34 protein-coding genes are annotated in these 18,948 nt (G+C 65.8%); 16 read left to right on the top strand and 18 right to left on the bottom strand.

Translation table 11 applies throughout. The features are described from left to right. Window positions 1-42: 42 nt before the first annotated feature. The 17 genes from C6570_RS01280 to C6570_RS01215 all read right to left on the bottom strand — a co-directional run bounded on the left by C6570_RS01280 (window position 43) and on the right by C6570_RS01215 (window position 8,775). A complete protein-coding gene (locus tag C6570_RS01280; RefSeq protein ID WP_106701341.1) occupies window positions 43-264 on the bottom strand; it encodes a hypothetical protein in 222 nt (73 codons plus the stop codon). Continuing rightward, window positions 261-1,172 carry a recombination-associated protein RdgC gene (locus C6570_RS01275; RefSeq protein ID WP_106701339.1) on the bottom strand — a complete coding sequence of 304 codons (912 nt, stop codon included), beginning with the start codon at window positions 1,170-1,172 and terminating at the stop codon, window positions 261-263. Before C6570_RS01275 ends, C6570_RS01280 begins: the two co-directional genes overlap by 4 nt. Before the next feature lie 10 nt (window positions 1,173-1,182). Then, window positions 1,183-1,359 (bottom strand): hypothetical protein, encoded by a 177-nt coding sequence (locus C6570_RS18075; protein ID WP_164675466.1) that lies wholly within the window; start codon window positions 1,357-1,359, stop codon window positions 1,183-1,185. Further along, complete coding sequence (locus tag C6570_RS01270; protein WP_106701337.1) at window positions 1,356-1,598, bottom strand: hypothetical protein; 243 nt, start codon at window positions 1,596-1,598, stop codon at window positions 1,356-1,358. The genes C6570_RS18075 and C6570_RS01270 overlap by 4 nt, the downstream gene beginning before the upstream one ends. Continuing rightward, window positions 1,595-1,804, bottom strand: a complete 210-nt coding sequence (locus tag C6570_RS01265; protein ID WP_106701335.1) for a hypothetical protein — start codon at window positions 1,802-1,804, stop codon at window positions 1,595-1,597. The genes C6570_RS01270 and C6570_RS01265 overlap by 4 nt, the downstream gene beginning before the upstream one ends. Next, the gene (locus C6570_RS01260) at window positions 1,801-2,352 is read right to left on the bottom strand and encodes a hypothetical protein (protein WP_106701333.1); all 552 of its coding nucleotides are present in this window, start codon (window positions 2,350-2,352) and stop codon (window positions 1,801-1,803) included. Before C6570_RS01260 ends, C6570_RS01265 begins: the two co-directional genes overlap by 4 nt. A gap of 17 nt (window positions 2,353-2,369) precedes the next feature. Continuing rightward, on the bottom strand, window positions 2,370-2,627 hold the full coding sequence (locus C6570_RS01255) for a hypothetical protein (RefSeq protein ID WP_106701331.1): 258 nt from the start codon (window positions 2,625-2,627) through the stop codon (window positions 2,370-2,372). Continuing rightward, complete coding sequence (locus tag C6570_RS01250; RefSeq protein WP_106701329.1) at window positions 2,624-3,013, bottom strand: hypothetical protein; 390 nt, start codon at window positions 3,011-3,013, stop codon at window positions 2,624-2,626. Before C6570_RS01250 ends, C6570_RS01255 begins: the two co-directional genes overlap by 4 nt. Beyond that, a complete protein-coding gene (locus C6570_RS01245) occupies window positions 3,010-3,225 on the bottom strand; it encodes a hypothetical protein (protein WP_106701327.1) in 216 nt (71 codons plus the stop codon). Before C6570_RS01245 ends, C6570_RS01250 begins: the two co-directional genes overlap by 4 nt. Before the next feature lie 10 nt (window positions 3,226-3,235). Further along, window positions 3,236-3,409: a hypothetical protein gene (locus tag C6570_RS18070; protein WP_164675465.1), complete on the bottom strand. Its 174-nt coding sequence runs from the start codon at window positions 3,407-3,409 to the stop codon at window positions 3,236-3,238. A gap of 15 nt (window positions 3,410-3,424) precedes the next feature. After that, window positions 3,425-4,330, bottom strand: coding sequence for an ExeA family protein (locus tag C6570_RS01240; protein ID WP_106704451.1), 906 nt, complete (start codon window positions 4,328-4,330; stop codon window positions 3,425-3,427). A 131-nt stretch (window positions 4,331-4,461) separates the two neighbouring features. Next, window positions 4,462-4,683, bottom strand: coding sequence for a hypothetical protein (locus C6570_RS01235; RefSeq protein ID WP_106701325.1), 222 nt, complete (start codon window positions 4,681-4,683; stop codon window positions 4,462-4,464). A gap of 11 nt (window positions 4,684-4,694) precedes the next feature. Continuing rightward, complete coding sequence (locus tag C6570_RS01230) at window positions 4,695-6,518, bottom strand: DDE-type integrase/transposase/recombinase (RefSeq protein WP_106701323.1); 1,824 nt, start codon at window positions 6,516-6,518, stop codon at window positions 4,695-4,697. A 25-nt stretch (window positions 6,519-6,543) separates the two neighbouring features. Continuing rightward, window positions 6,544-7,416, bottom strand: a complete 873-nt coding sequence (locus C6570_RS18330) for a DUF3102 domain-containing protein (RefSeq protein WP_245896262.1) — start codon at window positions 7,414-7,416, stop codon at window positions 6,544-6,546. A gap of 37 nt (window positions 7,417-7,453) precedes the next feature. Further along, window positions 7,454-7,753: an IclR family transcriptional regulator gene (locus C6570_RS01220; protein ID WP_106701321.1), complete on the bottom strand. Its 300-nt coding sequence runs from the start codon at window positions 7,751-7,753 to the stop codon at window positions 7,454-7,456. 145 nt (window positions 7,754-7,898) lie between these two features. After that, the gene (locus C6570_RS17880) at window positions 7,899-8,258 is read right to left on the bottom strand and encodes a hypothetical protein (protein WP_123812180.1); all 360 of its coding nucleotides are present in this window, start codon (window positions 8,256-8,258) and stop codon (window positions 7,899-7,901) included. A 4-nt stretch (window positions 8,259-8,262) separates the two neighbouring features. Continuing rightward, the gene (locus C6570_RS01215; RefSeq protein ID WP_106701319.1) at window positions 8,263-8,775 is read right to left on the bottom strand and encodes a hypothetical protein; all 513 of its coding nucleotides are present in this window, start codon (window positions 8,773-8,775) and stop codon (window positions 8,263-8,265) included. 94 nt (window positions 8,776-8,869) lie between these two features. Between C6570_RS01215 and C6570_RS17875 the strand changes: the two genes are divergently transcribed. Further along, window positions 8,870-9,115: a hypothetical protein gene (locus C6570_RS17875; protein WP_123812179.1), complete on the top strand. Its 246-nt coding sequence runs from the start codon at window positions 8,870-8,872 to the stop codon at window positions 9,113-9,115. 59 nt (window positions 9,116-9,174) lie between these two features. Here the strand turns inward: C6570_RS17875 and C6570_RS01210 are convergent, their stop codons facing one another. Further along, window positions 9,175-9,414: a DNA-binding protein gene (locus C6570_RS01210; RefSeq protein ID WP_106701317.1), complete on the bottom strand. Its 240-nt coding sequence runs from the start codon at window positions 9,412-9,414 to the stop codon at window positions 9,175-9,177. 3 nt (window positions 9,415-9,417) lie between these two features. Here C6570_RS01210 and C6570_RS01205 point away from each other — a divergent pair, with 3 nt between their 5' ends. The 15 genes from C6570_RS01205 (at window position 9,418) to C6570_RS01135 (ending at window position 18,948) form a co-directional block, all read left to right on the top strand. Further along, the gene (locus C6570_RS01205) at window positions 9,418-9,939 is read left to right on the top strand and encodes a helix-turn-helix domain-containing protein (protein ID WP_123812178.1); all 522 of its coding nucleotides are present in this window, start codon (window positions 9,418-9,420) and stop codon (window positions 9,937-9,939) included. A 7-nt stretch (window positions 9,940-9,946) separates the two neighbouring features. Further along, on the top strand, window positions 9,947-10,333 hold the full coding sequence (locus tag C6570_RS01200) for a hypothetical protein (RefSeq protein ID WP_106701313.1): 387 nt from the start codon (window positions 9,947-9,949) through the stop codon (window positions 10,331-10,333). Next, the gene (locus C6570_RS01195) at window positions 10,330-10,887 is read left to right on the top strand and encodes a hypothetical protein (protein WP_123812177.1); all 558 of its coding nucleotides are present in this window, start codon (window positions 10,330-10,332) and stop codon (window positions 10,885-10,887) included. Before C6570_RS01200 ends, C6570_RS01195 begins: the two co-directional genes overlap by 4 nt. Further along, complete coding sequence (locus C6570_RS17870) at window positions 10,850-11,311, top strand: hypothetical protein (protein ID WP_123812176.1); 462 nt, start codon at window positions 10,850-10,852, stop codon at window positions 11,309-11,311. The genes C6570_RS01195 and C6570_RS17870 overlap by 38 nt, the downstream gene beginning before the upstream one ends. Window positions 11,312-11,314: 3 nt before the next feature. Beyond that, on the top strand, window positions 11,315-12,322 hold the full coding sequence (locus tag C6570_RS17865; RefSeq protein WP_123812175.1) for a hypothetical protein: 1,008 nt from the start codon (window positions 11,315-11,317) through the stop codon (window positions 12,320-12,322). Window positions 12,323-12,660: 338 nt separating this feature from the next. Then, on the top strand, window positions 12,661-13,089 hold the full coding sequence (locus tag C6570_RS01180) for a putative holin (RefSeq protein WP_164675463.1): 429 nt from the start codon (window positions 12,661-12,663) through the stop codon (window positions 13,087-13,089). Next, window positions 13,086-13,742 carry a transglycosylase SLT domain-containing protein gene (locus C6570_RS01175; protein ID WP_245896261.1) on the top strand — a complete coding sequence of 219 codons (657 nt, stop codon included), beginning with the start codon at window positions 13,086-13,088 and terminating at the stop codon, window positions 13,740-13,742. The genes C6570_RS01180 and C6570_RS01175 overlap by 4 nt, the downstream gene beginning before the upstream one ends. A gap of 11 nt (window positions 13,743-13,753) precedes the next feature. Beyond that, window positions 13,754-13,987 (top strand): Acb2/Tad1 domain-containing protein, encoded by a 234-nt coding sequence (locus C6570_RS01170; protein WP_106704448.1) that lies wholly within the window; start codon window positions 13,754-13,756, stop codon window positions 13,985-13,987. 1 nt (window position 13,988) lies between these two features. Next, a complete protein-coding gene (locus C6570_RS01165; RefSeq protein ID WP_106701305.1) occupies window positions 13,989-14,552 on the top strand; it encodes a hypothetical protein in 564 nt (187 codons plus the stop codon). A gap of 17 nt (window positions 14,553-14,569) precedes the next feature. Next, window positions 14,570-14,836 (top strand): hypothetical protein, encoded by a 267-nt coding sequence (locus tag C6570_RS01160; protein ID WP_123812173.1) that lies wholly within the window; start codon window positions 14,570-14,572, stop codon window positions 14,834-14,836. Beyond that, on the top strand, window positions 14,820-15,119 hold the full coding sequence (locus C6570_RS01155) for a VpaChn25_0724 family phage protein (RefSeq protein ID WP_106701301.1): 300 nt from the start codon (window positions 14,820-14,822) through the stop codon (window positions 15,117-15,119). The genes C6570_RS01160 and C6570_RS01155 overlap by 17 nt, the downstream gene beginning before the upstream one ends. Before the next feature lie 4 nt (window positions 15,120-15,123). Further along, the gene (locus C6570_RS01150; protein ID WP_106701299.1) at window positions 15,124-15,666 is read left to right on the top strand and encodes a phage protein Gp27 family protein; all 543 of its coding nucleotides are present in this window, start codon (window positions 15,124-15,126) and stop codon (window positions 15,664-15,666) included. Further along, entirely contained in the window at window positions 15,663-15,893 is a 231-nt protein-coding gene (locus C6570_RS18065) for a hypothetical protein (RefSeq protein WP_106701296.1), read from the top strand. Before C6570_RS01150 ends, C6570_RS18065 begins: the two co-directional genes overlap by 4 nt. Further along, a complete protein-coding gene (locus C6570_RS01140) occupies window positions 15,890-17,389 on the top strand; it encodes a hypothetical protein (RefSeq protein ID WP_211297629.1) in 1,500 nt (499 codons plus the stop codon). The genes C6570_RS18065 and C6570_RS01140 overlap by 4 nt, the downstream gene beginning before the upstream one ends. After that, complete coding sequence (locus C6570_RS01135) at window positions 17,386-18,948, top strand: DUF935 domain-containing protein (RefSeq protein WP_106701292.1); 1,563 nt, start codon at window positions 17,386-17,388, stop codon at window positions 18,946-18,948. The genes C6570_RS01140 and C6570_RS01135 overlap by 4 nt, the downstream gene beginning before the upstream one ends.

Genomic DNA, 18,948 nt, shown 5'->3' with positions numbered 1-18,948 from the left:
CGGTGTTGACGGACACCGGAAGCCGGGTTCGATGCGTTGCGGCTACTCGCCCCCGGTGCCGTAGGGGTCGCGCGCGCTGGGCGCGTCGTCGGGGGTGATATCGACTGCGGCTTGCTCCAGTTCGTCGACCAGTTCGCTCAAGCGGTTCAGGCAGAACTGATCGACGTCCTCCCACTGCGCGGCCATGTCAATCACGCGCTTACGGAAGGTGCGCAGGGTGCGCACATGGCGGGAGGACAACTGCTTGGCTGTGGGCGCGCTCATGTCAGCCGCTCCAGTCCACCCAGCGCGTCGACCAGGTCGGTGATCAGCCCGCCCAGCTCGCCCGTAGCCAAGGCCACGTCGGCTTCAAAACGGTCTGCGTCGGCGTTGGCGTCGGTCTTCTCGAACACGCCCTCTTGAAACGCTATGCGGCGCAGGTCGAACGTGTGGGTCAGCGTGAAGGCAACGCGGCCCTGCCAGCCCAGAGCCAGCTTGGTCGGCAGCTTGCCTTCGGCGATGTGCTGACGGATCTCGTCGGTCGCCAGGTCGTGGCGGCTGAATCGAACGAGCGCTGGCTCGTCGCCGCTGCCCTTCAGCTCGCACTCGCGCTCAACGTGGAAGGCATCCGGCAGCTTGTCGGCCGAATCGGCGGCCAGCCACGCGGCCATCACGGCTTGGGGCGTTTGCTGGGTGTGCAGCAGCCGCACTTCAAAGCCCTTGCCCGCCACGCGCACCAGGCTGGTCACCAGCTCATCGGCCTTGCTGACGGTGCAGGTGTCCAGCACCAGCCAGCGGCGAACCGGGTCGATCCAGGCGGTGACCACGGTGCGCCGTGGGAATGCGCTGGGCAGCAGCGCCTGCAGGGCGTCGTCACGCAGGTCGCGCAGCTCCTTCTTGCCCGGCTTGCGGCCGGTGGTCTTCTCGATCTCAGCGGCCGCCGCTTCGGCATGCTCGCGAACCGCGTCGCCGGGCACTGACTTGGTTTCAATCTGGAAGCGCGCGATCCAATCGCCGTCCACCGCTTCGACCAGGGCGCCGTGCGCTTCGCCGCGCGGGGGAATCCAGCCGGTGCTGCGCTGCTGGGTGGCCGTGCAGGGCGTGAAGGGCTCCTGCGCCAGCGCTTCTTCCAGCTGGGCGGCGGCGGTGGGCCATGCGGCGCCGATCTGATAGAGCTTGAGTTGCTTGAACATGTCGGCCCTTTCAGTGGACCAGCGCCAGCTCGGCGGCGGCTTGTTTGGCGGCGGCGATCCAGGCGGCTTTGCCATCGTCACTCAGCGCACTCCAGGCAAGGTAGCGGCCGAGGACGACCTCTCGGCTCTCGCGCTCTTTCACCCAGGCCCGGTACATGGCCTCGGCAATCTGTTCGTAGCTTTTCATTGGTCGTTCTCCTTCTTTGGTGTGGGCTTGCGGGCGATGACGGCGGGTGCGTAGCGGTCGCAGATGCCTTGCGGCACAACGAGGAACTTGCCGAGCGTGCAGTCGTAGCCCGTGGCTCGGCCGCCGTCGAACGTTATGGCGCCGGCGCTGCGATGGACGCAGTTGCAGCAGGCATCGCGCATGCCGGGGCTGCGGTAGCCCTGGGCGGCCTTGCGTTGGGCGAAGCGGTCTGCGCTCATTCGGGGCTGACGCCGTTCAGGTGGTTGATGGCTGCAACGCACGCGCCTGCAGACACACGGGCCTCGTCGGCCCACGCGAGGTGATCGGCCTCGCTCGGATCTATCGGATCGCCGGGCGGTTGAACCACCGTCTCCAGCGTGCGCGCCAGGCTGAGAAGGTCGGCCGCAGTGGCGCCCAGGGCCGCAGCGGTGGCCGCGCGGTTCATGGCGTCACCTCTGCATTGGCGTCTTTGGTGGCCTCGCGGATCACGGCGTTGACGGCCTTCTCGATCTCGCTGTCCACGCTCTTGATCAGCGTGGCGTCGGTGTCGGCGGCCACGGTGATGCCCAGGCGCTTGATGATGTTCGCGTCCAGCTTTTCCAGCGCAGCGGCGACGGGCGTTTCCTTCGTGCGGATGCACAGGGTCACCTGCTCGGGCGTGAGAGCGCCGCTACGGGCCAGACTGCGCAGGCGCTGGCACAGCTTCTCGTCGTCGTCCCAGGACAGGCTGCCTTTCTGCTTTTGCAGGCCGAACTTCAGGCCGTCGACGACGTAGGTGCGCGGCTTCTCGAACAAGGCGGGGTTGGCCTGGATGAGCTCGGCCAGGTCGTTGTGCTGCTTGGCAACGCGGCGTGCCAGGCCGCGAATGCCGGCAAAGTTTTCGTTCTTGACCACGTCGATGCCGGCCTGCATGGTGGCGAGCAGCTCGCTCAGCTTGTCGCGGGCTTCGCTGAGGGTGGCGGCGCGCTTTTGAATTTCTTCGAGTGTTGTCATGGGTGTGCTCCGGTGGGTCAGTGAAGGTGTGAGGCAGCCGATCCGAACTCTGCGGTGCGCCACAGTCGGAAGGCATAGCGCTGCAAGGCAGCGGCCCCCGCAGCGGTACAGCAGGGGTGCACTTCGGCAACAGCGACGTAGGCGGCGAGCAGCGCCTCCAGCAGCCGCTCGGGCGACGCGCCGGCGGTGAAGCCCTGATCGATAAGCGCGGCGGCCAGATCGGCCCGTTCGCGTGCGTCGGCATCTGCCGCGTGGTCAGGCGTCCCGCGGCTCATCGGAATGGCCCCAGCGAGGGAACGGCCAGGAAGTCGGCCGCGCCGGCCCGCACCGGGGCGCTGCAGGCCGCCGCATAGCAGGGCCTGGACATGGGCGAGCGCGCGTCGCATGCAGCGGCACGCTGGTTGCCCGGCCTGGTCGGCAGGCGGGCGCCTTCGGAGACGTGCGGCTGCGCGCTGCGGCTGATAGACCACAGCGTGCCGCGATGGCCGAAGCGCACCAGCCAGCCCAGCGTGACCAGGCGGGCCAGCGCTTTGCGGGCGGTGTCGACGCACATCGGCCGGGCGCGGAAGTCTGTCAGCAGCTCGCTGAGGTTGACTGTGCCGCGTGCGTGCACGATGCGGACGATGGCTTCGTCGCGCGGGTTCAGGCTGGCGCCGCTCATGATTGCGCTCCAAGCAGGCGCCAGAAGCGGGCGGCCAGGCGCTCGCTCAGCGTTAGGCCGTACGGGCCGTGAAACGCGAAGCGATAGCCCTCGGATTCAGGAAACGCCTGCTGCAGGGTGCGCGGCGTGCGGCGACCGCAATCGTTGATGTCGGGCGCTGGCAGGACTGGGCCGGCAGCCCGCAGGCCCCGGTTGGGATGAAGTGAAGCCATGTCAGCCCTTTCAAAGCAACTCGCGCGACAACGGCGCGGGCGGTGTCAGCGCCAGCACCGAAACGGCGCAGCGCTGCGGGAACTTGCGAATCGCCCACGCGGCTGCGTCGGCAGCTTCGGGCAGAAGGCGGCAGTACACGTACGCGCGGCCAAGGCACGTCACAGTGATCAGGAAGGTGCGCATGTCAGTTGCCCTCGCTCAGCAAACGGCGACCACGGCGGCGTCCACCTTGGGGTAGCCGGCATCGGCGGCGGCATTCATGGCGCGAGCGATCAGGTTGTGCACGGCCAGCGGGTAGCAGGTGCTGACAGAGCCTTTCTCGCCGGCCTTCACGCCGCGCGGCACATGAATCAGGCGCTCACGGATGGCGTTGAAGGCGTCTGGCTCAAACACGTCGTCTGGCCGCAGGTCAAAGCGCTGAAACTTGTGGGCGATGTAGCCCTCCAGGTCGTTGTCCAGCGGGTCCAGCTCCACCAGCTCGCACCGCTGCATCACCTCGCGCACCTCGCGGTTCTGGCTGTGCAGCAGGTTGCGCAGCTCGGGCTGGGCGATCAGCAGCACGCCCATCACGCGGCGCAGGCCGTCCTTCAGCTCGATGAAGCGCTTGAGGTGCTTCAGTGTGGCAATCGGCAAGCAGTGCGCTTCGTCGATCACAAGAAGGTGGCGGCGCCCGGCGCGGCAGCTATCGCGCAGGAGCTTGTGCAGCTGGTCGAAGCGGCCTTGCGGGCTGCTCTTGATCTTCAGCTGCGGGTCCAGCTGGTAGGCGATGGCCTCGGCAATGTGCGTGGAGCGCAGCGTCTTGCCCTTGCTGTCGTTGGCTTCCATGGCCAGCGTGTAGGGCTTGATCAGCACGATGTCCTGGCCCTCATCGATGATCCGCTGTTCCAGCGCCTCCAGCAGCGTGGTCTTGCCCGCACCGGACTCGCCGATCAGTGCCATGAAGCCGTGGTTGCGCGCAGCGTCCATCAGCGCGACGCGGGCGTAGCGCGAACTGACCGACTCAAACACATCATTCAGCGACTGCACGTCGTCCACGAAGGGCGACCGGGGCAGGCCGAAGTGCTTCAGCGCGGGCTGATGAACGGGGGTGTACTGGAGTAACATGGGTGCTTCCTCTTCGGTTGGGTTTTGGTTGATTTCGGCTGGGGTTGGAATGGCCAGCGGCGCGATGGCGTCGTTGGCAGGCGCCCTGCAGGCTGCAACCTGCGGGGCGTTTTCTTTTGGGGCGCGGGCCGTCACGCGGCACCGTCCAACAGATCGGCGGCGGCGCGCAGGCTCTTGGCGGTCAGCGCCTGAACACCGCAGGCGCGGGCAGCAGCCACCACGAAATACACGCCGGCGTTGATCGCTTCGACGCGCTGGGCGGCGCTGGGCTTGTCGCCCAGCACGTGCTCCAGCGTGTCCATGAAAGCGCCGACGAGGCTGAGCTCGACAGGGCTGAGTTCTGATCTGGCCATGGGAAATTCCTTCACTCGGTTGCACCGCCGCCGCCGACAACGCGCAGACCAGCGCGCACCGTGAGGCGGTGTTGCAGGTTGTCCAGCTCGTTCTCTGGCACACCGTCGGGGTACCAGGCGCGCAGCTGGGAAACGCGCTCGGGGTTCATCGCCACGCCGCGCTCTTTCAGGGCGCGCGTGGCTTGGAAGTGATTCAGCAGCGGGGCCACCTTTTCTGCTGCTCGGCGGCCCGCAATGGCGGCCGTTTGCACCTGCTCGGCATCGGGCAGCAGGCGCGCGGGCAGTTCTGTCTTGCCCAGGTGGGAATGCGCCACGGCGCCCTTGCCGTCATTCAGGTGGGCGAATGGGCGCGCGTTCTTGTCGCGCAGCTTTTCAGCCTCGGCGGTGGACGTGCCCGCACCCCAGGTCACTTCGGTGAGGCGCTTGGCCACCTCCTGCGCAGCGGTGTGCGGCGCCTGGCGGCGCTCCAGTCCAATGACCGGCGCAGACAACGGGCGGCCGTAGGCGTCGAACTCGCGCACCGGCTCCACTTCAATGAATCGGTCGCTCCCGTCTGCCGAAGGCAGCATCACGCGCAGGGCGCAGTCCGCCATCAGCAGCGGCACCAGATCCAGTTTTTGGCCGTTGTAGATCTCGCCCGCCCAGGGCGTCAGGTCGTACAGCTCACTGCGGCCAGATTGCGGGTGCACGAAGGTGATGCGGCTGTCGCGCACCATGCGGGTGTGTTCCTTGCCGGTCATGAACCACGCGCACACATCGCGGGCGGGCAGCTCAACCAGCGCGCCCGGCGTTTGCAGAATCAGGCTCCACAGGTCATCGCGCACGCGCTGTTCACCATCGTCGCAGCGCACGCGGGCATCGACGTGGGCGATGGCATTGGCGTTGTAGTCGCGCACCCAGGCGGCGGCGGCGGCATTCAGCTGTTCCACCGTGGTGACTGGCTCGGCGCGCAAGCGGCTTTCAAACTGGCGCTCAACGATGTAGTTGGCGCTTTCCACGCCACCCTTGACCCAGGCGTGGTGAGCGGCGTGGGTTTCATGGTTGACCCCCAGCGCATCCAGCAGGCGGCGCACGCCGGTGCTGGTGTTGGCGCTGCCTTTGTCCCACAGCAGCATCTGCGGCACGCCGTGCGACAGGCGCCCTTCAAACGCGCCCCAGGTGTGCATGAGGAAGTCGAACAGGCTGGCCTGGTTTTCGCCAGCGGCCTCGTAGTAGCGCACGTCGATGCAGCGGCTGGCATGGTCGTAGCGGGTGTAGCGCCACACCTTCAGCTTCACGCGCTCCATCGCCACGGGCTTGTTCTTGTTGAACCTGGCCTCGTTCATGATGACCTGGCGCCCACCCATGTAGTACATCAGGCACAGGGACGGGTCGATTTGATGGACGTGGTTGGGAAACAGGCTGCGCAGGCGCAGGTGGTTGCGCGCGTTGGCCTGGGTCTTCATGTCCATCTGCCGGCTGCGCAGCAGCGATGCCACGCGGCCCGGGGTGACATTGACCTCAAACCCGTTTTGCTCGGCCACATTCATGGCCACGCCGATCGGCTTGGTGGCATGCCCGTGGGCGTTCTGCCGCTGGGACGCCAGCCGCGTGCTGGCGATGAAGTCCAGCGTGTCGGCCGGCAGGCGGGTGCGCCCCTTGTCGCTGCGCACCTTGCGTTCCGGCCGGTAGCCGGCGTACACGCGCAGCTTGCGGTGCAGCGTGGCCAGGCTGTCGGTCTTGTCGGCCAAATAGGCGGTCTTGAGAGCCGTGGCCTCGCCATGCGCGGCGGCGGCCAGGCGGTCGCGCAAAGCGCACAGCTGTACCAACTCGTCGGGCGGCAGGGCGGCGGGCATCGGGTGTCCTGTAGCGGCGGCGGTCTTACAGCGCTTCGGTGGTGCCGAAGGCACCCAGCGTCTGGTTGAACAGCGTGGCGAAGCCGTCCAGCGCCTGGTGCGCGCGTCGGTAGCCGGCGGCCAGCTGATCGGCCAGCGCCTCGCGTGCTTGCGTCAACGAATCCTCATCGGCACCGGCTGCGGCTTCGTCCTTGATGGCCTCGGCGCGGATGCCGTCCAGCAGGCAGATGGACTTTTCAATGTCGCCCAGCGCCACGTGGGCCTGGTTGCGCAGACCTTCAAACGCCTGAGGCCAGTCGCGTTGACTCAGCTTCTTGCGGCCCGCGCGCTCGCCGGCCAGCTGCTGGCTGAGTTCGGCGCTGACGGACTGATGCCGATCCGTTTCTCGCTTCTGTTTTCGGAGCGCCTCGCGCAGATCGGACGCCGACATGCGGTCGATTTCGTCCATGTCGCTGAGCGCTTCCAGCTCATCGTCGTCGTGCGTGACCAGCTCAAGGAAGGCACTGGCAGATTTGACCTGTGTGCTCAAAACGGCCAAATTGGCCGATTTGGCGGTCTTAGCTGCAGCCTGCATGAATCGGCGCGCTGTGCGGTCAGCGAAGCCAAGTAGCTCGCAACGTTGAACGAATTCACCGTGCGGCGTCAGCTCCTTCAGGATCAGCAAGCGCTTGCCGCACTCCAGCAGGGCTTCCACGCTGCGGCGCTGGTAGAAGCGAATCTCGTCTTCGATGGTGCCCACGGTGATGGCGCCCTCGTAGCCGATCTGCGCCGCCAGCGCACGCGCTGACTCGGCTGCGGCTGCGGCCTGGTCTTGGGCGGCTTCGGTGCGCTCAACAATGGCGGGCAGGATGTCCTGGGACTCTGCAGGGGCGGTTTTGGTGGTGGCAGTGCGGGCCATGGTGTATCGGTCGGGTTGGTTGAGGAAAAGGGGCTGATCAGGCGCCGGTGAAGGCGCGGCGCTGGTCGTCCAGGCGGGTTTGCAGGCGATCCAGGTCGGCAGTGACGCGGAAAGTGAGGCGCGTGAAGGCGGGCGCTGGAAAGAAGCGGCCGTTCTCTTCGCTCTTGCGTGCCCAGCCCTTGGCGATCAGCTGCGCCATCACCTTGGTGATGTTGGGCGGCGTGGTCTTGGCGGCGGCAGCCAACTCGCTGTTGGTGGCGCCGGAGGCGGCGTAGCCGCACAGGACTTCCAGCACATCCAGCGTGCGCAGGGTCAGGTTGCGGTCGTCGGCGCTCATGGGGCAACCTTCACAATCGCCACAGGAGGCACACACATGGCTGAGTTAATTCCACATGGCATCGCCGCACACTTGATTGACGCGAAGAGCCGCGCCGACGAGGCGCTCGCACGGTCGGCTGTCTTGCACGAAGCGTTGGCGCTGCTCATTGGTGATCTCCACCGACGTGGCCTGACAGATGCCCTGCAGCTGGCCGATCGGCTTGAATATGCGCACCGAAATCCAGAGATTTGCCAGCTGATCCCTGGCGCAGCGGACATTGCGTCGGTGTTGGCCGCCCGCATTCGGGGTGCCTCCCTGAAGCCCGAGCCGCCAACAATCTCGCCGCCTCAAGATGGGTGATCTGTTCGGCCAGGGCCTGGTCGCTGGCTTCAAAGGCGGGCGTGGTACGCACCGGCCGCAGGTTGGGCACGTAGTGCGTGGCGCCGCCGTATTCCGCCCGCAGCTGCGCTGCTACGGCGGGGCCGGCCAGCTGCTCTATGCGCTTGATCAGGCTGATCTCCATGGCTTTACTCCGGTTGGGTTTGGTTGAAGGGAAGCTCCGGCTCTGCAAAGCCGGCCACGTTGGCGTGGTGGAAGGCCACGCTTTGAAGGTGGGCGCGCAAGGCATCCAAGACGGGGGCTGCGTCCGCACCACCGTTGGCCTTGTAGAAGTCGCTGAGCAGCTGCACGGCCTGCTGGAAGCCGCCGCCCAGCTGCACCAGGTCAGCGGTGTCTGCGCCACGCCCCGTGGGCATGTCCACCAGCAGGCGGCCTTGCGTGGCGGCCATCCAGCGGCTGGCCAGGTTGATGCCGCACACCGATTCGTACAGCGGAAGCAGCACGAAGGGCATGCGCCCGGACTCGATCCACTTGTACAGATTCCAGTGGTCGGGCAGGCCCATCAAGTCGGCGATGCGTTCCACGCTGAGGTTCAGCACTTCACGGGCGTGCTCTTTGCACTTGTGCAGCGCGTCCCTGCAGCTGCTGGGCTGATAGCGCTTCCAGAAGGCGCGGCGGGCTGGAGACAGCTTGACGGCCATGGCTTACAGAGCCTCCAAACAAATGCCGGCGCTGTGGCTGGTGCGCACTGGCCTGGCCTGAGAGGATTCAGACCTCACATGAAGAGGGAACAACATGACCGAAAGTGCAGAAGACTTGGCAGGCACCTTGGACGCGGTAGCACAAGCCTTGCTGACCTTGACCGCACAATTGGAGGCCAGGGGAATCATTGACGGCCCCGGACTGTGTGCAGCGTGGCGCGCGCGGCGGGCACCAGCGGACGCCAGCGGCGCGCACGCTGCGGCGCTGCTGCGGACGATGGGACAGCTGGCGAATGGGCTTGATCAGGCGCGCGCGACGCGCCAATCACGGGGGCGCTGAGCGGGCGACCATAGTCGTCGTACGCCGGTGTAGGATGCCGCTGCGACATGGCGGGCCGTTCAGGCGGCGAGCTGCAGGCGGGTGGCAACGGGGCGCGAGGTGCCCTGCTTCAAGCCCAGGTCTACGGCGATGTCATGCGCCTGGCCGCGCAGGCACTTGTACTTTGGGTTGTCCTCTTTGTCGTTGATGATGGCCCAGACGACCGTGACGCTGTAGCCGCGCTTGCGCGCCCAGTCCGAGACGGAAACGCCTTTGTGGGCGAAGTCGGCGCGGATCTGCTGGCGGGTTTTGAGGGGCATGTGGTGCGCTCCGTAGTGCTTAAGCAGGCTGCAACCTGCTTGGGCTTGTTGGGTTTTGTTGAAGCGATTATGGTGCGGATATCCGCACCTTGTCAACACATGAATGCGGATTTATTCACCATCGGCGCTCGACTGAAGGCGGAGCGCGAACGCATTGGTCTGGCCCAGACGGCCTTTGCTGCGCTAGCCGACGCGGGCAAGCGCACGCAGATCGATTGGGAGAAGGGCGTGTCGTCTCCGACTGCGGCCCAACTGGCGCGGTTCGCGGCCTCTGGCGTTGACGTGCTCTATGTCATCACGGGCGTGTACGCTGGCGGGGTCAAGCCGGCGCCCACGATCACGGCCGAGGAGGAGGCGCTCTTGACGCTGTTTCGCGCGGCGCAGCCAGCTGTGCGTGGCGCAGCCATCGGCGCATTGATGGGCGCGCCCTCAGGCGGTATGACGCAAACGCAGTACGGCAGTGGCACACAGCTGGGCCACGTGACTGGCGACGTGAACATCGGAAGCCGAAAACTTAAAAACTGAGGGCGCCATGGGGGGGGGCAAAGACAACAAGGTGCTGATAGCCCTGGTGAACGCGGTCAACGGCTTGTTGACCCGCCTGGGCTGGCGGATGCACCAGCACGGCAGCGGCACGCAAGTCGGCCGCGTGGGTGGCAATGTGACGATCAACCACTTCCATGCCCAGCCCGACCGAACGGCGCCGCCGCAGCCAACGGTGGCGGACGTGCTGGCGCTGCTCGATGCGCTGGAGCCCTACGGCAAGCGCGGCGCGTTGCTGGACTTCATGGCAACTGAATTTGGCACGCGGCGCGTCGTGGAGTTGGACGCGCTGGCGCTAAGGCGCACGTGGGGTTATGCCCGCACCACGCTGACCCGCGCGCGATGGATGGCGCGCCAGAGAAGGGGCGCACCATGACCGTGGTTTTGACGGTTCGCATCGGCCGCATCGGGGTCAACCCCATGGAGACCGAGGAGTACGGGCTCGACCGCCGGGCCAGCGCGCTGAAGAAAGCAGGCGACTGGAGCGGCGCCATTGCGGCGTTGCACGAGCGCAAGGCGCTGATGGGCGTGGGCTGGACTGACGACAAGCTGGCGAAGTACCTGCAGCATGCCGGGCGCTTCGACGAGGCGATGGCAGAGATTCAGTGGCTGCTGGACAACTCACAGCGATATGTGGAACAACTGCTGGGTCACCGCCCCGCCAGCGTGCAGCAGTCATCGCGCGCGGTGCACTGCATGCAGGTGCATCGCGCTGCGGCGCTGATCTGCAAGCGCGAGGGGCGCGCGGATCTGCAGGCACACCACGAACACCTGGCCGAGCGCTATGGCGCGATCAGGGCGCGCCTGGAGCCGATTGCCCGGGAGGCAATGAAAGGCAGCTCAGGCGGCAGCTCAGGCCAGAGATTTCCCATTGACAACGAAGGAGTGAGGGATGAAAAAGCAGTGTTTGAAATGCGGTCTGGTGAATGAAAACGCGACCGGCGACGAGCTGGAGGCGTGCCCAGGCTGTGGCGCCATTTACAGCCGGGTGGCGGCAGCGGCAGCCGCCGCGCGTGGTGTTTTGCCTACCCCGCAAGGTGCCGGCCCTGCAGCGTCACCACGCCGGCCGGTGCAGGTTGGAGCCTATGTGACCCAGCTGCGAGAAAACAGCATCTATCCGACCTTCCGGCAAGTGGTCAACATCTTTGCGATCGTGGGCTATGTGTTGGCCGCACTGGTCGCGCTGGGCGCGCTGTTCAGCCTGGTCAAGGTGAACATTGGCGCAGGCCTGCTTGGGCTGGCGTTTGCCATCTTCCTGGTGGTGGTGACGCGTATGAGCAAGGAGATGTCCTTGATGGTGGCCGATGCCAGCGATGCGCTGGTGCGGATGGCGGCGAGAACAGAGGAACGCTGAACGATGGCAGCCGAGCAACCAATAGTCATCGCTTCAGATGCGACAGCAGAAGAAGTACTTCGACAGGCCCTCGCGCGCGAATTGACGCTGCATCCTGGCAAATCGCTTGACCTATCCAAATGGCCGACTGTAGAGATCACACTTACCGGCGCACACTACGACGGGACCATTACTGCGGCAACCGGAAAAGCGCTGGTAGAGGTTCAACATGCAGTTGATCAGGCATACCTGCGCCTAGTTAGACCCGATGGCCGGCGCCTGACGGACGCTGAGAAAAATAAGATGGCAGTCACTGCTACCGTCGAACGTGGCAGTTCTGTGGTAACAGTCGACTTCAGCGGTGCGCTGACCCAATTGACAACGGAACTGGCGGGCAAGATGAGTCCGATGGACATTGTGATCACGGTGCTTGGGCTAGGCATCATTGCTGGCGCAACGGTGGTAGCCAAGCAATTTATAAAGTCGCGGGCAGAAGCCGCTGGCAAGTCGACGGAGTTGGCCACTCAAGTGGCGCTGTCTGAACAAGAAACCAAACGATTGAAAGTAGTCACGGAGGCTATGGCTCGTCAACCGGCGTTGGTTTCGGCTCGCGACGATTTTGACGATGCGCGGGACGCCATTTTGCGCAGCGCCTCCGATGCAACGACCATTCGGCTCGACGGAATACAGTTGACGGGCGAGCAGGCTCGGCGGCTGACAAGAGAGCCAAGAGCCACTTCACAGGAAGTTCAGCTCAATGGCGTCTACCTAATTACGGAGGTCTCCTGGCCACGCGATGGCTCCGCCGTCCTGGAACTCCGGTCAACCGAGCGGTCGCTTGAATTCAAAGCCTCGTTGGACACGAGATCACTGATTCAGGCCGACAAGGATCTTCTGGCTGCGGCTGAATGGAACCGGACTCCGTTGTACTTGTCCATAAATGCGCGCACTCTCCGCGGTAACGTAACCAACGCCACCATCGTTGGATTCGACTGGGATGCCTTGCGCGACGGCAAAGCGCCCGCAGGATAGTCGTGAGCATATAAATTCCGGAGGGCTGGCAGCCCTCTTGCCGTCGTCTTGAAGCGCCGCGATCTGCGCTCACCACGCGCACAGCACTACCCCTACCCCATCTCCTTGGCCACCATTGACGGCGGTCATTTACGCGCGCGCGTGCGTGCGCGCGAACATCCATCGCATGCCCCCGACGATGCCTGCCGACATGCGGTGCGCGAGCTGCTCGCGCTTCTCGGACGAGCGCGCTTCGTTGAGGGACTACGGCTTCGGGAACTGCGCGCACATGCCCATCTACAGGCAGGTATCGCGCAGTGCCCGGTGCGCGTTCAACCCCTGTCGATGGAGCAATGGCGATGCAGGACGAAAAGAAGGCTGCGGGCTGGCTGATGCGGCTGGCGCGGGTGCGGATGGCGGATTGGGTGATTGCGGCGGCGCTGCTGACCGTGCTGGTGTGGCTGATAGCCCCGCAACAGGTGCCGGTGACGGTGTACAAGCTGAGCCTGGTGGCGTTGGCCGCCGTGGCGGGCTACTGGATTGACCGAAGCCTGTTCCCGTACGCGCGGCCCGATCTGTTCTTTGAACTGCGGCACGGCAGCGAGGAAGCGCCGCAGGAAACCACGTTTACCCAGCTGGGTGGCGTGATCAATTTTGCCGAACAGGCGACATCCATCAACCTGGAAAGTGCGACGGCCGACCAGTTGACGCGCCTGGCGGCGGTGGCGATGGTGCGGCGCGCCGTGATCGTGTCTGCAGCAATGCTGGCGGTGAGCCTGGGGGCATGATGCGACACAGCTGGTTGCGTGACGCTGCCCTGGCGATGCTGGCAACCATCGTCGCCATCGCCTTGGGCACGGCGGCGGCGCTGGTGATGGTGGCGTCGCAGGCACATGCCCAGGTGCCACCCGCTTCGGCACGCTACAAGCTGACGCTGCTGCGTGAAGCGCACAGCCAGTGGGGCCTGGATGCGCCGGTGCCTGCGTTCGCTGCGCAGGTACACCAAGAGAGCGGTTGGCGGCCGGAGGCGATCAGCTACGTGGGGGCGCGCGGGCTGGCGCAGTTCATGCCGGCGACGGCGACCTGGTGGTGCGCGCGCGAGGGCACTGCGGCTGCGGACTGCCTGCCGCACAACCCCAGTTGGGCGCTGCGCGCCATGGTGGGCTACGACAAGCACCTGTACGACCGAACGCCAGCGCGCATGAGCCGGTACGACCGCCTGTGGCTGGCGCTGCGCGGCTACAACGGCGGCGAGGGGCATTGGCAGGCCGAGGGGCGAACGACCGGCCTGGCGGCGCCGACGCGCCAGCAGATTGATGCGGCCTGCGGCCGCGCACGCCGCGCAACGGTGCATTGCAAAGAAAACCTGGGTTACCCGCGCCGGATTTTGATTGACCTGCAACCACGCTACGCCACATGGGGCGCGGCCTGGCAACCCTGAGGACGAAGCACATGGGCACCCGTGAACTGACGTATGGCGAGCGCGCCGTGGGCATTGGCTTCAACCCCAATGGCGACGCTGCCGTGGCGGCCAGCAAGATGACCTTTGCGCAGGCGATCGACCAGATGGATCGGCTGCGCGCGGCATCAAGCAGCCCCGAGCAGAAGCGGCTGGCCAGCCTGGCCATTACCGAGGCGCAGTCGGCCCAGATGTGGGCCGTCAAAGCGCTGACCTGGAAGGACTGAGATGACCGCCGCAGCGTGGGCCGTTGTAGCCAAAGCCATTGCCGCAGGTGTGTTGGCGGGCGTGCTGGCGCTGGGCGTTACCCGGTGCCAGGAGCACTACCGCGTGCAGGGCCGCACCGAGGTGCAGGACAAGTGGGACAAGGCCAAGGCGGAAGACGAGCGCCTGGCCGCCAACGCGCGCGCTGCCAAACAGGCCAGCGCGCGTGCCGAGGAACAGCAAAAGGCCAGGAAGGCCGAGGAGAACGCGCGTGCGCAACATAAACGTGATCAGGCTCTTGCAGCTGGCAACGCTGGCGTGCAGCGCAGCGCTGATGGGCTGCGCGGCGACATTGCCGGCGCAGACGGGCACAGCAGCGCAAGACGTGCCGCCGGCACGTGCGCCGCTGCCGACGCCGAAGCTCATGAAGCGGCAACAGCCCGAGCGCTACTTGGATCGTGCTCAGACCGATATCGAGCAGTGGCGAAAGACGCTGCAGAGCTCGCAGCCACCGTGAACGATCTGCAAGACCACGTGATCGTTGTGCAGCCTGAGGCGGCGGCGCTGCTGGAGGAAGCTGCGCCATGAACCTGACGGAAGGCTTGATGGTGCTGGCGCTGGTGGTTTCGATCTGCTCGCTGATCTACACGCTGTTGACCACGCGCGCGCTGCTGCTGCGGCAGAACGCGATTGAGCTGCGGCAGCAGCAGGTGCCGTCAACCAAGGAGTTCACCGATATCCGGGTGCAGCTGGCCAGCGTGGAAGGCAAGCAGGAAGCGGTGCTGGCCGAGGCGCACGGCGCGCGGGCAGCGATCCGGCGTGTGGAAGATTTTTTACTGAAGTCGAGCATCAACCATGACTCAAAATTTTGAACGCCACTTGGCCGAGGACCGCCGCCTGGTGATCCTGCGCATGCTGGCCCACAGCATGGGCTATTCAGCGAACGCCTACGCCGTGGAAGCGGTGCTGGGCGACATGGGCCACGTGGTCAGCACGGACCGGGTGCGCAGTGACATTGCCTGGTTGGTGGAGCAAGGCCTGGCCACCACCACCCAGGTGGGCGGCGTGACGATCGCCAAGATCACCGAGCGCGGACTGGACACCGCGCGCGGCAAGACGGTGGTGCCGGGCGTGAAGCGCCCGCAGCCGGATTGAAGCCATGGCCCGCAAGTCCACCGTTGCCACGCTGCCCAAAGAGCTGGTCGACGCCTGCAATGGCCTGATCCGCGACGGGCGCACGATTGACGACATTCTGGCCGCGCTGCAGGGCCTGGGCGCCGATGTGTCGCGCAGCGCGGTGGGTCGCTACGTGAAGAGCGCGCGGGAGTCGCTGGACAAGTACCGCCAGGCGCAAGAGGTGGCCAAGGTCTGGGTGGACAAGCTGGAGGCCGAGCCCAATGGCGACGTGGGCCGGCTGCTGCCTGAGATGCTGCGCGTGGTGGCCTTCCAATCCCTGTCGGCCATGGGCGAGAGCGACAAGCCGGCCAAGGCCATGGACGTGATGCTGCTGGCCAAGGCCATCCGCGACGTGGCGGGCACGGCCAAGACCCAGCTGGAGGTGGAAAAGCAGCTGCGTGCCATGCGCGCGGAGCTGAAGGCCGCCGCCAAGGACGTGGAGAACACGGCGCGAGCGGCGGGGCTGTCGGGCGACACGGTGGCGCAGATCAAGCAGCGGATTTTGGGTGTGGGGGAACAGGCGTGAAGCCCGACGCCGATCACACGCGCGATTTGCCGGCGAGGATGCGTGCCCGCGCCGACCAGGACGGCCTTGCGCCTGACAACCGGCTGCGCCAACTTGCCGATGAGCTGGACGCTGCGATCAGCGGCTTTTACGCCGCGGATCAAACCGTACCCGTGGCTCAATTTGTGGGGGCCTGGGCGCGCGCGCGACGCGCATGGCACGTTTACTCTGGAGAGCCGCTGCTGTGAACCCTAGCGATCTCCCTTCCGTCCTGCTGCCCTACCAGCAGCGCTGGATCGCCGACCCTTCGCCCTTCAAGGTGGCGGAAAAGGGCCGGCGCACGGGCCTGACGTGGGCCGAGGCGGCGGACGATGTGCTGATTGCTGCCGCCGACAAGGCGGCGGGCGGCCAGAACGTGTACTACATCGGCCAGGACAAGGACATGACCGAGGAGTACATCGACGCGTGCGCGATGTGGGCCAGGGAATTCAACCAGGTGGCGGGCCAGATTGACCAGGGCCTGTGGGAAGACGAAGGCGAGTTTGGCGAGAAAAAGAACATCCTGGTCTACACCATCCGGTTTCCGAAGGCCAAGCACCGCATCACGGCGCTGGCGTCGCGCCCGCGCAAGCTGCGCGGGCGCCAGGGTGTGCTGGTGGGTGACGAGGCGGCGTTTCAGGACGACCTGGACGCGCTGATCAAGGCGGCGATGGCCTTCCTGATCTGGGGCGGCAAGGTGCGTCTGATTTCGACGCACTTTGGTGTGGACAACGCCTTCAACACGATGGTGCAGGACATTCGCGCCGGCAAGCAAAAGGGGACGGTGCACCGCATCACGTTCCGCCAGGCTGTGATGGAAGGCCTGTACCAGCGCGTGTGCCTGCGCATGGGCAAGGTGTGGACACAGGCCGAGCAGGATGTCTGGGTCGAGGGCATTTACGACTACTACCGCGACAACGCTGACGAAGAGCTGGATTGCATTCCCAGCCAGAGCAGCGGGGCCTATTTCAGCCGGGCGCTGGTGGAGGCGCGCATGTCGCCGTACCTGCCGGTGGTGCGGCTGACGCTGCCCGAGGGCTTTGAGCTGCGCAGCCAGCATGAACGTGAAAGCGTGGTGCGCGATTGGTTGGCCGCCAACGTGATGCCGCTGCTGAAGGCGCTGCCCGCCACGGGGCGCAGCTATTACGGCATGGACTTTGCGCGCTCTGGCGACTTGTCGGTGATCACGCCGCTGGTGGAAGACCAGGGCCTGCACCGCAAGGCGCCGTTCATCCTGGAGATGCGCAACGTGCCGTTCAAGCAGCAAGAGCAGGTGCTGTTTTGCGTGGCGGACAACCTGCCGAATTTTGCCTGTGGCGCCAACGACGTGCGCGGCAACGGTCAGTACCTGGGTGAGGTGGCAGCGCAGCGCTACGGCGGCACGCGCATTCACCGTGTGATGCTGACGCAGCAGTGGTACATCGACGAGATGCCGCGCTACAAGGCGGCTTTTGAAGACGGGCAGATCACGCTGCCGCGGGACGACGGCGTGCTGACCGACCACCGCGCGGTGCAGATGATCAAGGGCGTGCCGAAGGTGCCGGATGGGGCCAAGGCCAAGGATGCCGATGGCGGCCAGCGCCACGGTGACTCGGCCGTGTCGGGCGCGCTGGCCTGGTACGCCTCGCGCAACGCGGCCGCGCCGATCGAGTTTCAAAGTGACGGGCCGATCAGCAGCCCGGATGATTACCAGGGCTTCCTATGAGCGACGAGACCAAAAAGCCGCCGCTGCCGCCGCTTGACAGCGAGGTGGCGAACCAGGCGCAAGACCCGTTTTCGACGGCGTTCATGGGCATCTTGCGCTCGAATGATCCGCTGATCATTGAACGCGGCTTGCCTGGCAGCGAGGCGCACGAGCTGTATCGCGACTTGCGCCGTGATGGCAAGGTGTTCTCAGGCTTCCAAAAGCGCAAACTGGCGGTGGTGAGCCGTGAATGGACGGTGGAGCCGGCGGTGGAGTCGGACCAGGGCACCAAGGACGCGGCCGTGGTGGACGACATCCTGGCCGGGTTTGCCTTCGACCAGCTGTGCAACGACCTGCTGGATGCGCTGCTGGTGGGCTGGCAGCCGACCGAGGTGGTCTGGACGCTGCGCGATGTGACCGTGGATGGCATGACCCGGCAGATGGTGGTGCCGGCGCGCGTGGTGAAGCGCTCGCACCGCCGCTTCGTGTACACGCAGGATGAGGGCAACCCGTTCGAGCTGCGCCTGCTGACGCGGGAGAACATGCAGCGCGGCATTGCGGTGCCGGATCGCAAGTTCATCGTGCACAGGGTCAACGCTGAGGACGACAACCCCTATGGCACAGGGCTGGGCCTGCAGCTGTACTGGCCGGTTTTCTTTAAGCGCAAGGGCGTGCTGGCTTGGACGAAGTTCCTGGACCGCTTTGGCCTGCCTATTCCGTGGGGCCGCTACCCGGCATCGGCGCAGCCGCGCGAAAAGAGCACGCTGTTTGAGGCACTGCGCGCGCTGAGCAACGACGGCCTGGTGATGACGCCAGAAGGCACGATGATCGACCTGCTGGAAAGCAAGCTGTCGGGCAGCGCAACGCCGCACCAGGCGCATGTGGAGTTCATGGACGACTGGATCATGGAAGTGATCCTGGGCCAGTCTCCGCGCGGCAAGAGCGGTGGCGCGATGGCGGCGGCATCGAACGAGCGCGAGGATGTGCGCCTGGAGCTGAGCCAGGCCGACAGTGATTTGCTGGGCGAAACCCTGAACGAAACGCTGCTGCGCTGGATCTGCGAGCTGAACGGCCTGCAGCGCTGCCTGGTGTCGCGCCGGGTGGAGAAAGAGGAAGACCTGAAGGCCGAGTCGGAGACCGACAAGAACATCAGCGAGCTGGGCTTTCAGATGACCGAGGAAGGCGTCAAGGCCAAGTACGGCGAGCATTGGAAGCGCAAGGCCGCGCCAGCGCCTGGCCTTGTCCAGCCTGGAGCCAGTGCCCTGGTGCTGCCCGATCTGCGCGAGGAAGATCGCCGCATGCCCGCGAGCTTTGCGGAAGGCAACCCGGCAGACGCCGACGCGATCGACCGGCTGGTGACCGACGAGCTGTCGCAGTGGCAAACGACGATGGAGCCCCTGGTGGCCCCAATGCGCGCTTTGTTAGAGCACGCATCGGCCAAAGGCTGGACGGCAGCGCAGCTGCTGGACCAGCTGCCGCTGCTGCTGGGTGAAATGGATGCGTCTGCGCTGTCCACCTCTCTGGCCAGCACCACCTTTGCCGCGCACCTGGCGGGCGCTGCGGGCGTGCCCAAGGGCTGA

Origin of the sequence: Ottowia oryzae (genome assembly GCF_003008535.1) — a bacterium.
Lineage (GTDB): Bacteria > Pseudomonadota > Gammaproteobacteria > Burkholderiales > Burkholderiaceae_C > Ottowia > Ottowia oryzae.
Note: the sequence above shows the minus strand (reverse complement) of the source record. Positions and strands in the feature narration are given on the sequence as shown.

What these genes read in the sequence shown, in the direction of transcription:
- C6570_RS01280 (WP_106701341.1), bottom strand. Translation starts at nt 264, where the DNA reads ATGAGCGCGCCCACAGCCAAGCAGTTGTCCTCCCGCCATGTGCGCACC.
- C6570_RS01275 (WP_106701339.1), bottom strand. Translation starts at nt 1,172, where the DNA reads ATGTTCAAGCAACTCAAGCTCTATCAGATCGGCGCCGCATGGCCCACC.
- C6570_RS18075 (WP_164675466.1), bottom strand. Translation starts at nt 1,359, where the DNA reads ATGAAAAGCTACGAACAGATTGCCGAGGCCATGTACCGGGCCTGGGTG.
- C6570_RS01270 (WP_106701337.1), bottom strand. Translation starts at nt 1,598, where the DNA reads ATGAGCGCAGACCGCTTCGCCCAACGCAAGGCCGCCCAGGGCTACCGC.
- C6570_RS01265 (WP_106701335.1), bottom strand. Translation starts at nt 1,804, where the DNA reads ATGAACCGCGCGGCCACCGCTGCGGCCCTGGGCGCCACTGCGGCCGAC.
- C6570_RS01260 (WP_106701333.1), bottom strand. Translation starts at nt 2,352, where the DNA reads ATGACAACACTCGAAGAAATTCAAAAGCGCGCCGCCACCCTCAGCGAA.
- C6570_RS01255 (WP_106701331.1), bottom strand. Translation starts at nt 2,627, where the DNA reads ATGAGCCGCGGGACGCCTGACCACGCGGCAGATGCCGACGCACGCGAA.
- C6570_RS01250 (WP_106701329.1), bottom strand. Translation starts at nt 3,013, where the DNA reads ATGAGCGGCGCCAGCCTGAACCCGCGCGACGAAGCCATCGTCCGCATC.
- C6570_RS01245 (WP_106701327.1), bottom strand. Translation starts at nt 3,225, where the DNA reads ATGGCTTCACTTCATCCCAACCGGGGCCTGCGGGCTGCCGGCCCAGTC.
- C6570_RS18070 (WP_164675465.1), bottom strand. Translation starts at nt 3,409, where the DNA reads ATGCGCACCTTCCTGATCACTGTGACGTGCCTTGGCCGCGCGTACGTG.
- C6570_RS01240 (WP_106704451.1), bottom strand. Translation starts at nt 4,330, where the DNA reads ATGTTACTCCAGTACACCCCCGTTCATCAGCCCGCGCTGAAGCACTTC.
- C6570_RS01235 (WP_106701325.1), bottom strand. Translation starts at nt 4,683, where the DNA reads ATGGCCAGATCAGAACTCAGCCCTGTCGAGCTCAGCCTCGTCGGCGCT.
- C6570_RS01230 (WP_106701323.1), bottom strand. Translation starts at nt 6,518, where the DNA reads ATGCCCGCCGCCCTGCCGCCCGACGAGTTGGTACAGCTGTGCGCTTTG.
- C6570_RS18330 (WP_245896262.1), bottom strand. Translation starts at nt 7,416, where the DNA reads ATGGCCCGCACTGCCACCACCAAAACCGCCCCTGCAGAGTCCCAGGAC.
- C6570_RS01220 (WP_106701321.1), bottom strand. Translation starts at nt 7,753, where the DNA reads ATGAGCGCCGACGACCGCAACCTGACCCTGCGCACGCTGGATGTGCTG.
- C6570_RS17880 (WP_123812180.1), bottom strand. Translation starts at nt 8,258, where the DNA reads ATGGAGATCAGCCTGATCAAGCGCATAGAGCAGCTGGCCGGCCCCGCC.
- C6570_RS01215 (WP_106701319.1), bottom strand. Translation starts at nt 8,775, where the DNA reads ATGGCCGTCAAGCTGTCTCCAGCCCGCCGCGCCTTCTGGAAGCGCTAT.
- C6570_RS17875 (WP_123812179.1), top strand. Translation starts at nt 8,870, where the DNA reads ATGACCGAAAGTGCAGAAGACTTGGCAGGCACCTTGGACGCGGTAGCA.
- C6570_RS01210 (WP_106701317.1), bottom strand. Translation starts at nt 9,414, where the DNA reads ATGCCCCTCAAAACCCGCCAGCAGATCCGCGCCGACTTCGCCCACAAA.
- C6570_RS01200 (WP_106701313.1), top strand. Translation starts at nt 9,947, where the DNA reads ATGGGGGGGGGCAAAGACAACAAGGTGCTGATAGCCCTGGTGAACGCG.
- C6570_RS01195 (WP_123812177.1), top strand. Translation starts at nt 10,330, where the DNA reads ATGACCGTGGTTTTGACGGTTCGCATCGGCCGCATCGGGGTCAACCCC.
- C6570_RS17870 (WP_123812176.1), top strand. Translation starts at nt 10,850, where the DNA reads ATGAAAAAGCAGTGTTTGAAATGCGGTCTGGTGAATGAAAACGCGACC.
- C6570_RS17865 (WP_123812175.1), top strand. Translation starts at nt 11,315, where the DNA reads ATGGCAGCCGAGCAACCAATAGTCATCGCTTCAGATGCGACAGCAGAA.
- C6570_RS01180 (WP_164675463.1), top strand. Translation starts at nt 12,661, where the DNA reads ATGCAGGACGAAAAGAAGGCTGCGGGCTGGCTGATGCGGCTGGCGCGG.
- C6570_RS01175 (WP_245896261.1), top strand. Translation starts at nt 13,086, where the DNA reads ATGATGCGACACAGCTGGTTGCGTGACGCTGCCCTGGCGATGCTGGCA.
- C6570_RS01170 (WP_106704448.1), top strand. Translation starts at nt 13,754, where the DNA reads ATGGGCACCCGTGAACTGACGTATGGCGAGCGCGCCGTGGGCATTGGC.
- C6570_RS01165 (WP_106701305.1), top strand. Translation starts at nt 13,989, where the DNA reads ATGACCGCCGCAGCGTGGGCCGTTGTAGCCAAAGCCATTGCCGCAGGT.
- C6570_RS01160 (WP_123812173.1), top strand. Translation starts at nt 14,570, where the DNA reads ATGGTGCTGGCGCTGGTGGTTTCGATCTGCTCGCTGATCTACACGCTG.
- C6570_RS01155 (WP_106701301.1), top strand. Translation starts at nt 14,820, where the DNA reads ATGACTCAAAATTTTGAACGCCACTTGGCCGAGGACCGCCGCCTGGTG.
- C6570_RS01150 (WP_106701299.1), top strand. Translation starts at nt 15,124, where the DNA reads ATGGCCCGCAAGTCCACCGTTGCCACGCTGCCCAAAGAGCTGGTCGAC.
- C6570_RS01135 (WP_106701292.1), top strand. Translation starts at nt 17,386, where the DNA reads ATGAGCGACGAGACCAAAAAGCCGCCGCTGCCGCCGCTTGACAGCGAG.